This is a genomic window from Microbacterium sp. S308A+, from assembly GCF_049800815.1.
Classification (GTDB): Bacteria; Actinomycetota; Actinomycetes; order Actinomycetales; family Microbacteriaceae; genus Microbacterium.
Genome location: NZ_JBNAFT010000004.1, coordinates 170,000 through 180,640, shown reverse-complemented (window position 1 = coordinate 180,640; position 10,641 = coordinate 170,000). Strand labels below are relative to the sequence as shown.

The 10,641-nt window shown below is 67.3% G+C and carries 9 protein-coding genes; 6 read left to right on the top strand and 3 right to left on the bottom strand.

All coding sequences use genetic code 11. The features are described 5' to 3' along the window. The first annotated feature begins 115 nt into the window (after nucleotides 1–115). Together ACP15J_RS12090 and ACP15J_RS12085 are read left to right on the top strand one after the other, a co-directional pair. Nucleotides 116–658: an ECF transporter S component gene (locus ACP15J_RS12090; RefSeq protein WP_424937245.1), complete on the top strand. Its 543-nt coding sequence runs from the start codon at nucleotides 116–118 to the stop codon at nucleotides 656–658. A 115-nt stretch (nucleotides 659–773) separates the two neighbouring features. Then, nucleotides 774–3,506 carry an ATP-binding cassette domain-containing protein gene (locus ACP15J_RS12085; protein ID WP_424937244.1) on the top strand — a complete coding sequence of 911 codons (2,733 nt, stop codon included), beginning with the start codon at nucleotides 774–776 and terminating at the stop codon, nucleotides 3,504–3,506. Between the two features lie 6 nt (nucleotides 3,507–3,512). On the opposite strand, the gene ACP15J_RS12080 is transcribed toward ACP15J_RS12085, so the two are convergent. After that, nucleotides 3,513–4,676, bottom strand: a complete 1,164-nt coding sequence (locus ACP15J_RS12080; protein WP_424937243.1) for an acyl-CoA dehydrogenase family protein — start codon at nucleotides 4,674–4,676, stop codon at nucleotides 3,513–3,515. Nucleotides 4,677–4,871: 195 nt separating this feature from the next. Then, nucleotides 4,872–5,825, bottom strand: a complete 954-nt coding sequence (locus ACP15J_RS12075) for a M15 family metallopeptidase (RefSeq protein WP_424937242.1) — start codon at nucleotides 5,823–5,825, stop codon at nucleotides 4,872–4,874. 74 nt (nucleotides 5,826–5,899) lie between these two features. Between ACP15J_RS12075 and ACP15J_RS12070 the strand changes: the two genes are divergently transcribed. Then, nucleotides 5,900–6,277, top strand: a complete 378-nt coding sequence (locus tag ACP15J_RS12070) for a DUF4913 domain-containing protein (protein WP_424937241.1) — start codon at nucleotides 5,900–5,902, stop codon at nucleotides 6,275–6,277. Nucleotides 6,278–6,391: 114 nt separating this feature from the next. After that, the gene (locus tag ACP15J_RS12065) at nucleotides 6,392–8,212 is read left to right on the top strand and encodes a hypothetical protein (RefSeq protein WP_424937240.1); all 1,821 of its coding nucleotides are present in this window, start codon (nucleotides 6,392–6,394) and stop codon (nucleotides 8,210–8,212) included. Between the two features lie 85 nt (nucleotides 8,213–8,297). On the opposite strand, the gene ACP15J_RS12060 is transcribed toward ACP15J_RS12065, so the two are convergent. Beyond that, complete coding sequence (locus ACP15J_RS12060) at nucleotides 8,298–9,386, bottom strand: hypothetical protein (protein ID WP_197220647.1); 1,089 nt, start codon at nucleotides 9,384–9,386, stop codon at nucleotides 8,298–8,300. A gap of 584 nt (nucleotides 9,387–9,970) precedes the next feature. Between ACP15J_RS12060 and ACP15J_RS12055 the strand changes: the two genes are divergently transcribed. Both ACP15J_RS12055 and ACP15J_RS12050 read left to right on the top strand, forming a co-directional pair. Further along, nucleotides 9,971–10,222 (top strand): hypothetical protein, encoded by a 252-nt coding sequence (locus ACP15J_RS12055; RefSeq protein ID WP_197220646.1) that lies wholly within the window; start codon nucleotides 9,971–9,973, stop codon nucleotides 10,220–10,222. After that, nucleotides 10,222–10,620 (top strand): hypothetical protein, encoded by a 399-nt coding sequence (locus ACP15J_RS12050; RefSeq protein WP_197220645.1) that lies wholly within the window; start codon nucleotides 10,222–10,224, stop codon nucleotides 10,618–10,620. Before ACP15J_RS12055 ends, ACP15J_RS12050 begins: the two co-directional genes overlap by 1 nt. Nucleotides 10,621–10,641: the final 21 nt, after the last annotated feature.

Sequence of the window (10,641 nt, the reverse complement as noted above, 5' to 3'; positions counted from 1 at the left end):
AAAGGCACTTCCCGACTATTTTCGCTTCGTAAACGACAAGACGATGTTTCGTCGAGGAGAGAATTCACGGCCGCGCTCGGATCCGCGCGCCGCTTCGGCCGAGTACGCTGGGCGGGTGCCGACCCGTTCCGCCCTGTCGACCCGCCTGCTGCTCACGTGCGCGGCGATCGGCGTCGCGACGGGGATCCTCGGCGGCATCGCCGGCTGGATGACTCTCGTCGTCCTCCCGATCGCGCCCTGGGCGTACGGCGTGATCCTGGGCTCGCACGTCCTGCCCGGCATCATCGCGCAGGAGGTCCTGCGCCGCCCGATGGTCGCCCTCCTCTCGCACGTGCTCGCCGCCCTCGTCGCGAGCGCGTTCAATCCCGCCTGGTTCCCCCGCTTCCTGGGGACGGCGCTCCTGTTCGGGCTGATCCAGGAGGGCGTCGCCGCCCTCACCCGCTACCGTGCGTGGGGCGCATGGCGGTTCTTCCTCTCGGCCGTCGTGATCGGCGTCGTGGTCGCGGTCGTCGTCTTCTTCGCGGTCGACGGGGCGTCGCAGGCGCCATGGGTCCGTGCAGCCTCGCTCGCGATCGCGGTGCTCGGGCCGGTCGTCTGGACGGCCATCGGCCTCGGCATCGGGACCGCCCTTCGTCGCGCGGGCGTGGCCCGGCGTTGACCGGCGGGGAGACGCCGCGACGACGATTGGCGGCTCAGGTTAGCCTCAACTAAATTTAGAGCATCGCCGCCGGGCCCTCCGCCCGTCGGGACCGACACCGTTCCGAGGTCTCTGCGTGCCCGCACCCGCACCCCTGATCCGCGTGCGTGAGCTCTCCCTCACCCATGCGGGGGCGAGCGACCCCGCGCCGCGGGAGGTGCGCATCGATCTCCGTCCCGGCGAGGTGGTGCTGCTCCTCGGGCCGAGCGGGTCGGGGAAGTCCACCCTCACCCTCGCGCTGAACGGCCTGATCCCTCATTCCGTCGACGCGACGGTCGAGGGAAGCGTCGAGGTGGCCGGCCGCGACACCGTGGAGACGCCGGTCGCAGCGTTGAGCGGGACGGTGTCGATGGTCTTCCAGGACCCGGACGCGCAGCTGGTCACCGGCACCGTGCTCGACGAGGTCGCCTTCGCCCTGGAGAACCTCCGCCTGCCCGTCGACGAGGTGCTCGCCAGGGCCGAGGCCGCGCTGCGGCGTACCGGCCTCTGGCACCGTCGCGCCGAGAACCCCGATCATCTCTCCGGAGGCGGTCGCCAACGGCTCGCGATCGCCTGTGCCCTCGCGACGGCCTCACCGGTGATGGTGCTGGACGAGCCCACGGCGAACCTCGATCCCGCCGGGGCCGACGACGTCTTCGACGCCCTCGCCCAGATCGCCGCCGATCCCGAGCGCACACTGGTCCTTGTCGAGCACGACCTCGACCGCGCCGTCCAGATCGCGACGCGCGTCCTCGTCCTGGACCGGATGGGCTCCCTCGTCTTCGACGGCACGCCGGAGGGCGTCCTCCGCGATCATGCCGAAGACCTGATCGCGATGGGCGTGTGGCTGCCGCGATCGACGCTCCTCGCCCGCCGTCTGCGGGAGCGCGGCATCGCCGTCGACCGGCTGCCGCTCACCCCCGAGGAGCTGCACGCCACGCTCGCGACGCACGGCCCTCTCCCTGCGACCGTGCCGCCCTCGGCCGAACCCCCCGCGCCATCGCGGGTCGACACGGACGCATCGAGGGGCGACACGGATGCACCGCCTGCCGGCCCGACCGCTCGGCCTGCCGGTGTGGCCGCTTCGCCCGGAGCCGCGGACCCGATCATCCATGCGCGCGGGCTCTCGGTCTCTCGCGGACGGACACCGATCCTGCGTGACATCGACCTCGACATCGCAGCGGGGACCCTCACCGCGATCGTCGGCCCGAACGGCGCAGGGAAGACCACGCTCGCCCAGGCGCTCGCCGGTGTGGTCCCCCCGCCCCGCCGCACCGTGACCGTCGCCGGCCTGGATCCCGCCACGGCCTCGCCCCAGGAGCTCATCGGACGGGTGGGGTTCGTGTTCCAGAACCCCGAACACCAGTTCATCGCCGCCACCGTCTTCGACGAGCTGGCGCACGGCCTCCGCCTCCGCGGCGTCCCCGACGACGAGGTCCGGCGGAGAGTCGACGAGATGCTCGCCCGGTTCGGCCTGGCGCACAAGGCCGACGTGCATCCGTTCCTCCTCTCCGGGGGAGAGAAGCGGCGGCTCTCGGTCGGCACCGCCCTCATCGCGCGACCGGACGTCGTCGTGCTGGACGAGCCGACCTTCGGCCAGGACCATGCCCGTGCGCAGGAGCTGCTCGCCCTGCTGCACGATCTGCGCCGTGGCGGCACGACGGTGATCCTCGTCTCGCACGACATGCAGCTCGTCGCCGAGCACGCGACCCATGTGGTGGTCGTCGAGGAGGGAAAGGTCAAGGCGAGCGGCCCCACCGCCCGGGTCCTCTTCGCCGCGCTCCCCCTCGTGTCGCTGCCGCCGGCGCTCCGGGCCGTGCCGGAGCATCTGCGGCCCCTGCTCGCGGAGGAGCGGGAGAGGAACGCCTCGCCCCGAGACGCCGTCCCCCCACCCGGCAGCCGCCCCCGCACCCATCCGTCCGAGGCCTCGGCACCCGGCACCGCGGAGCCCGAGGCCGCCACGCCCCAGACAGCAGAGCACAGCGCCACGGCACCTGACACCACGGCACCGGCCGGCGACCGCCCGGCCGCCGATCCGTTCGCCGCGCACGCCGCCGCACCCGGCCATGCCTATCTGCACACGATCAACCCCCTGGCCAAGCTGGGCGGCGTGGTCCCGGCGATGGCGCTGCTGGTGTTCGTGCGCGATCTCGCGACGCCGCTCGCGTTCCTCGCCCTCGCCTACGCGCTCCTGCTCACCGGAGCCCGGCTGACCCGCCGCACGCTGACGATCCTGTTGCTCGCGGTGCCCGCCGGCATGCTCGTCATCGCGCTCGCCTTCGCGGTCTGGGTGGACCCCGCCCTCGTCGCCGACACCGACGGACTGCTGCGGATCGGCCCCTGGACGCTCTACACGGGCGCGCTCGGCATCGGCGCGGCGACAGGCCTGCGGCTCGGCGCGATCCTCGCGCTCGGCCTCGTGAGCGGCCTCACCACGACCGGCCCCGACCTCGTGCGCGCCGGCGTGCAGCAGCTCAGGATCCCCTACCGGATCGGCTACACGGCCCTCGCCGCCTACCGCTTCGTGCCGCGCTTCGGCTACGAGCTGTCGGTGATCCGCGCGGCGCATCGCGTGCGTGGCCATCACGGCGGGCGGGGCCCGCTCGCCCGGATCGCGCGGGGCTGGGGCTACATCGTGCCGTTGCTGGCCAGCGGGATCCGCCATGCGGAGCGGGTGGCGCTCGCGATGGACGCCCGCGCCTTCGGGGCCTTCCCCACCCGCACCGAACGGTACCTCGTACCCTTCCGCCGTCGCGACGCCGTGTTCCTGGCCCTCCTCCTCGCGGCGTCCGCCGCCCTCTTCACCGCGACCTTCCCCTGGGGCCTCTAGCTGTATCTAGCGCTTGCCGGCGATCTGACGGCTCACGATGTCGCGCATGATCTCGTTCGTGCCGCCGTAGATACGGTGCACCCTGGCGTCGAGGAACGCGCGGGCGATCGGGTACTCGGTGATGTAGCCGTAGCCGCCGTGCAGCTGCACTCCGGCGTCCAGCACCTCCCACTCGCGTTCCGTCGCCCAGAACTTGACCTTCGCGGCCTCCTCCGCAGACAGCTTCCCCTCCTTGTAGGCCAGCAGCGCACGGTCGATATAGGCCCACAGCGCGTCCACGGTCGCCGCCATGTCGGCCAGCTGGAAGCGGGTGTTCTGGAAGTCGATGACCCGCTCGCCGAAGGCCTCACGGTCCTTCGTGTAGGCGACTGTCCAGTCGAAGGCGGCCTGCGCCGCAGCGGCGCCGGCGACGCCGATCGAGAGGCGCTCGAGGGGCAGGTTCATCATGAGCTGGACGAAGCCCATCCCCTCCTTGCCGCCGATGAGGTTCTCCTCCGGCACGAACACGTCGCTGAAGCTCAGCTCGGCGGTGTCGTGGCCGTGGAAGCCCATCTTGTTCAGCTTCTTGCCGTGCTCGAACCCCTCCATGCCGTTCTCGACGAGCACGAGGCTGAAGGCGTCGGGGCGATTGCCCTCGCCGGTCTTGACGAACGTGACCACGATATCGGCGGTCTTGCCGGACGAGATGAACGTCTTCGCACCGTTCACCACATACCCGCCGTCGACCTTCTTCGCCGTCGTCTTGATGCCGCGGAGGTCGGACCCCGCGCCCGGCTCGGTCATGGCGAGAGCGCCGACGACCTCCCCGGTGGCCATCCGCGGCAGCCACTTCGCCTTCTGCTCCTGCGTGCCCATGTGGACGAGGTAGGGGACGGCGAGGTCGTCCTGGATCCCGAACGCGCCGGCGAGGGACCCGGCGCCCGCCGCGATCACCTCTTCGTTGACGATCGCCCGGAACCGGTAGTCCTGGAGCATGCCCGCCCCGCCGAACTCCTCCGGCACCGAGAGGCCGATGACGCCGGCCTCTCCTGCCGCGAGCATCGTCTCGCGATCTACCTCGCCCTGCGCGTCCCACCTCTCGCGCGCCTCGTTGGTGACGTAGCGCTTGATGAAGTCCTTGACGACGTCGCGGAAGGCCTCGTGGTCGTCGTCGTAGATGTCGCGTTCCATGCGCGCTCCTCCATGTCGATCTGTGCGTCGTTGCTTCCGCGATTCTAGGCGGGTCCCCGCGAGTGTAACCGGCGATTGTGGGAATGCATCCCACAGATCATGAGACCGAGTGTCGCCGTTGTGGAAAGGCGCCAGAACGGGACGCGGAGACCTCTGCTCGACCGGCCGCCCGTGTCTCGCGCTGCGGCGCTGCGGTCAGGGACCGTAGTCCGGAGCGTCGGGGAGGCCGAAGAACCGCTCGAGCGAGGTGAAGCCGCCCGCGTGATACGCGTTCGCGAGCTCGGGACCGACATAGCGCAGATGCCATGGCTCCGGCGCATAGCCGGTCGTGCCCGTCGTTCCCTCGACGTAGCGCACGATGAAGCCGTGTTCCCAGCAGTGGGCAGCGACCCATCGTCCCGCCGGGGTGTCGCCGAAGGAGCTGATGCCGCTGCATTCATCCCCGAAGCACTCCTCGACGTCGGCGGCGAGCCCGGTCTGGTGCTCGCTGAAGCCCGGGCGCGCGGAGAGCGAGTCCGCGTCCGTCGGGCCGTAGATGTCGACCTGGCCGGAGTATGTGCTCACCTGCATGTCGTAGGAGCGGTATCCACTGCCGAGCCCCAGCGCGCCGACCCCCGCCTGCTGCGCCGCGGCCGACATCCGGTCCAGCGCCTGGGCGACGTCGCTGCGCAGCGGACCGGCGGTGGAGTCGACGCTGAGCGCCGGGGCGGCGAGCGATGCCGGCGCGTAGCGCACCGGATCCAGCGGACGGGACTTGTTCACCACCAGCCACAGGCGGGCGGGATCGGCGAGGTTGACGCAAGACGCGTTACCTCCCACGACGGCCGCGCGAAACGCCTCTCCCCCGCCGAAGGCCACGATCGTCGCGTTGTCATCCCCCGCAGCGAGCGCCTGCTGCACGGCGGCGTCCGTGCACCGATCCGCCACCGGCGCGGACGAGAACTGCACGGCCGGGAGCTCGGCCGCGATCGCGGGGCGAGGCAACGCGGCCGGAGCAGGCGTCTCGGGCGCCGCGCCGGTGGCGGAGCCGTCGGCGAGCGCCCAGATGATCCCGAGGATTGTGACCGCGAGCCCGATGGGCACGAAGATCCGCAGCCGGGCCGGCCCGTCCAGGGCATGCCGGGCCACGGGGAACTGCGGTCGGGTCACGTCCCTATTCTCCCCGCTCGCCTGGACGTTCGCCGTCAGAGTTCCTCCGAGCGACCGCCGAGGCCCTGGACCTGATGGTGACGCAGGTGACGCTCACGACGGCGCCGCCGCCCCTGGTCGCGTTCGTGAACGGTCCCCTTCAAGACCGGTTCACCGGGGCGGGGAAGAAGGACACGAAACGATGGTGCGCACGCTCGGCAGAGCACCCCGACACCGTGCACCGCCTCGCCGCGATCTACGCCGAGTACCAGTTCATGCTCCTCGGCGGCAAAGGAGCTCCGAGCCTGTACATGTTCATCCGCGAGGTCGCGGACTACCACCTGCCGTGCCTCGTCGACCCGAGCAGCGGTGTCTTCGCCGAGTGCGGACAATACGGACACGCAACACACGCCCGCACCGACACCGCGGCTACGAAGAAGGCCGATCTCGCCGCGCCCTCCGCGGCGGCCTAGGGAGGATGGAGCGGACCCATCCGCGGCCAATATGCTCAGGGGTATAGTTCGGACCGTGGCTATTGAAGCTGTCGCGGGCTGCGCGGCCCAATGAGTACAGAGAAGACGGCGATCATGACGATGATCACCCTCATCGATTCGGCTGCACACTTGGAGGCTGACCTTGACTGGAACGACCGCACCCCGTTGACTGACGGATTCATCGAAATATATCGATCAGCGGGTCGCTCGCTAGAGGACCGAATCGGTCGCGTGTGGGCGCAAGTCAAAGGACGCGAGAAGGCGAAAGTAGGCAAGAAGACCTACAGCTTGAGCCGGGCTGAGCTCGAAGGTCACCTCGCTCACGGCGGTGTCCTGTTCTTCTGTGTAGACGTCGGAGCGAACGAACGTACTCTCCCCGCATGGTATGCCGTGCTAACACCGTTCGAGCTACGGCGGATGCTTGACGAGATGGAGCCGAATCAGAAGAGCGCCTCGATCCAGCTCAGGAAAATGCGACGTACTCCACAGGAGGTCGCGCGGATCGTGGGAGTGGCCCTCCGGGCACGGCGTCAGGATCCGTTGCGTCACTTGGACCCGAACGTTTTCAACGAGATTCGCGAGCTGCAGATCGTGTCCGTCGACCCGATAGACCTTGATCGGCCCGTGAATCTCGACCCACGGAAAACGGCGTTCGCACTGGAGGCCGTCACCCGGTCTGGAAGCAGCGTGCCGCTTAATGCCGCGCTCAAGATCCAGCCTGCGGATTATGTCCCGCATACCCGCGACCTACGAGTAGCAGCAGGCGACGCAATTTTCGAATCCGTTATTGCTCAACGTGTCGATAAAAGCACGGTAAAACTCACTTTGTGCAAGGGTTTGACTCTGCTTGTTGCCATGGGCGACAGTCGCGAAATCAACGTGAGCGTTACTTTCCAGGGCAATTTTGGGGATCGTAAGCGCGCGATCGAGTTCATGGTCGGGATGGTTGACACACGCCAACTCCGAATCCTTGACGAAAGTATCCCCCTCGATCAGCTCGCAGCCGAGCTTGAGCCCCAGATCGAGGAGATGCGCTCCTACCTCGCGTACCTTCGCGATCTACAGACGCTCTTTGACAAGTTCAGTATTGATACTTCACTCGTCGATGTCGAGAACCTCGATGAGCAGGACCGACGCAATCTGCGCGGCCTCTACGAGATCTTCGTTGAGGGGAAGACCACTCAGCCAGCCGGTGATGTCCAGGGGCTCAAGTTCATCAAGTTCGGGGACGTGGGAGTCGTCATCCTCGCGATGAGTAGCGAGGAGCCCGGCACGTGGACCTACTACGACCCCTTCCCCTCAGACACCCCGCCGCCGTTCACCTGGATCGCAGCGAGGGTTGATCGGAGCGAATCGAGACCCATCACGATCTATGACGTTATCGACAACGAGTTGCTCCCGAGGATTCTCAACCTCCGCGCGAACCGCGCAGCGGAAGCTTACAGCCGCATCGCGAACGCAGACGGCACCTCCTCGTTGGCCAACAAGTTAGTGCGTCAGCTCCTCAGCCACGCCGACGAAGGGGTCTCGCGCCGCGACAAGTTCCTAGACGCTGCCGCGAGTCTCAACGACTGGCTCCTCAGCGAATACGGCGATGACCCGACTCACAGACTGAACGGTTGGCAGATCGCGTGGCGGCGAGGAACCCTCTCAGAGACGGACCTTGTCGCGATCCGCGACCTCAAGTATGAAGCGCCACGCTCAGACCATGAGTTCGCGGCCGAGCAAGAACTTGCCTGCGCATTACTCCTCGGCGATGTTGCGGAGACAAAGCACCTTGCCCGACGGATGGACAAGGAAAAGCGAGAGCAGATGGAAGGGTGGCCGATCTGGGAGCTCTACCGACAGCTGGTCCGATCTGACGGCGCCGCACCGACACCCGTTCAGCGCCGGGGAAGCGTGGGCCGACCTTAACGGGCTTGGAGAGAGTCCCCACCGGTCAGTAAGAGATCCTGCACCCCGGGAGCGATGCCATCAGCGCTCGGCCATCCGATTCGAGTCAATCAAACGCGGGGGTATCACGGGCGAAGCATGTGAGGACGGCGGTTGCGTTCATGATCGCGAGTACCGCGTTGATCCGGTTGTACTGGTGCCGGGTGATCGTGTGGCTCGTCGCGTTCCGACGATACCCGGTTGGCCGGTCGGCGGGTTTATACGACCCACTCATCACGGTGCTGAGAGAGTGCACGGCGAGGACAATCCGCCACCCCTTCTTCCGGTGTCGTTCGTAGGTGGAGACGTTCTTCGCACCACCGAAGCTCATGTCCAGCGCATCACGCATATGGTGCCGGCAGACCGTGTCAAGAACGTTAGTTGCAAGAGCCTGCCCAGCTTCGATGTGCCCGTCTCGCACGGCCCCGATCGCTTTGTGCAGCATGTCAACATAGAACAGTGCCCGACGATGGGGGAGACGCCCCACGACGTTCTCGCAGTCCGACAGGATTCCGCGGTGATTGTCCGCGATGATCCGACGGCGAGACGGCGCATCTGGCGCCTGCAGCAACCGTTCGATCACGCGCGCAGACGGCACCCAAGCCAGCGGGATCCCTTCCTCAAGGACCTGGCGCACAGAATCCTCGCTATCGCCCGGGCCCGCCACGACACCGCGCCAATTCGGCGGGAGGTGGAGCCGTCCGCGGCGCACGCTCTCCGCAAGACTTGCGAACCAGCTCTGGTCCCCGATGACCTGCTTGTAGAGCTCGGCCAGAGCCGAACCTGTAGGCAAGATGGCGGCGGCGACGAGGGAAGAGAGCGGTTCGAGGACCCGCTCTATCTGCGCGTCCAGCAGGGATGATGCAGGTGTCCCGCGAAAGTAGGCCGACAAGAGGTCCGATGCCGAGAAGGCCGCGTGCCGCGAGACAGCCTTCGCCCCCTCGCCCAGCGAGGCCCGTTCCTTCAACGACTGCCAGGCAGGATTGGATGCCGAAGCTACCTGGAGAACCGCAGCCACCAGGCCCTCAGACAGCTTGTGGTTCAGCTTCGGCGCCACCTCGAAGAACGACGTCACCGGACGGACGGAAACGGCGCTGGCCAGGTTGCGTGCGCGGCTCTGCTCACTGGCTTCGCCCGCATCTACATCGCTGCTCATTCGGGGCCCCTCGATCTAGTACTTCCACCAGAAGGCTAGCCGAGGGCGACTGACATAATCGTCATTGTCAGCGAACAATGGCCGATTCTCACAAGCTAGGTGTAGCACATAGCTACTACGCGGTCCCGGGTGGGCACGAAACGCGCGGTACAGCTACATCTCGGCGCAGCGCGCCGAGGAGCGCGCCCTGCTCGCCACGAAGCAAGCGCGGCCCGCTCCAGACGCTCTCGGCCTAGCAACTGCGCCTCCACACCCAAGTCGTCTCCATCGCTCCGGAGCGACAACCGCAACAGGGCTCGCATGGCTCCACTTCGGCGACGTCAACATCCGCGCCACCGCCCGCGTCAGACGATGGACCACCGACGCCGTTCAGCATCGCCGGCAAGACGCTACGACGCTGGGTCCGGCAAGGTGCCTGCGACCGCCTCGCACGACGCGAAGACGCCTGGAGCTAGCCATGAATCACTGAGGTACGCGCGTACAGATTTCTCTTGACAGCTCCCTTCCTCTCCTCTACGTTTCGAGGAAGAGAGGCCGGAACTCAGGATGTTGAGGATCGGTCGATGACTTGAGGGAGTCGTCTCATGCTCGCTGAAGAGCAGGCGCGGGAAGCCCTGATGCAGTGGAACATCAGTCGAATACGGCAGACGTTGATGTCTGCCCGTCGCGGGGAAGGGCTCTCCTGCGAGCAGGTGGCTCTTCGCGCCGGCGTCGCGACGATCACGTATCGCCGACTTGAGGGGGCTCTTCCCTCCTCCAGGCTGTCGACGTTGTTGCGCGTGTTGCCGGTGCTCGAGATCGACGAACTGTCGCTCACAGGACGGAAGAACCAGTAATGAGAAAGAGCCAACTTGCCGCCGGCCTGATCGCGATCGCTGCTCTCAGTCTGAGCCTCGCGTCATGTGCTCCGTCGCAGCCGTTCTCGGACGTGCCCACCGCAACCCTTCCGGCCGCGATGGAGGGAAAGGTTGGTGCTCCGATCAAGGACTCGGTGCGGCTTCTCGGAGAAGACTCCTCGGGAACGTCCTACTACGTCGGTACGTGGGCGGAGAAGCAAGGCGAGACCTGTCTGTTGATCGTCAAGGCGAGCGATCAGCTCCGCACATGTAGCGCAACACTACCGATTACGGCCGTGTTCGCCGGCAAGCGAGCCACTCTCGACGCCTCTCCGGCATCATCGCCTGCGCCCGATGGTTCGGAGTTAGTGGGCAAGTACCTGCTGGTGCGTTCCTGAACGGTCACCACCCAGGAACGC

Bases quoted from the DNA above. Each gene is read 5' to 3' on its own strand.
- ACP15J_RS12080 (WP_424937243.1), bottom strand. From the start codon at position 4,676: ATGGAACGCGACATCTACGACGACGACCACGAGGCCTTCCGCGACGTC.
- ACP15J_RS12060 (WP_197220647.1), bottom strand. From the start codon at position 9,386: ATGAGCAGCGATGTAGATGCGGGCGAAGCCAGTGAGCAGAGCCGCGCA.
- ACP15J_RS12065 (WP_424937240.1), top strand. From the start codon at position 6,392: ATGACGATGATCACCCTCATCGATTCGGCTGCACACTTGGAGGCTGAC.
- ACP15J_RS12070 (WP_424937241.1), top strand. From the start codon at position 5,900: ATGGTGACGCAGGTGACGCTCACGACGGCGCCGCCGCCCCTGGTCGCG.
- ACP15J_RS12050 (WP_197220645.1), top strand. From the start codon at position 10,222: ATGAGAAAGAGCCAACTTGCCGCCGGCCTGATCGCGATCGCTGCTCTC.
- ACP15J_RS12055 (WP_197220646.1), top strand. From the start codon at position 9,971: ATGCTCGCTGAAGAGCAGGCGCGGGAAGCCCTGATGCAGTGGAACATC.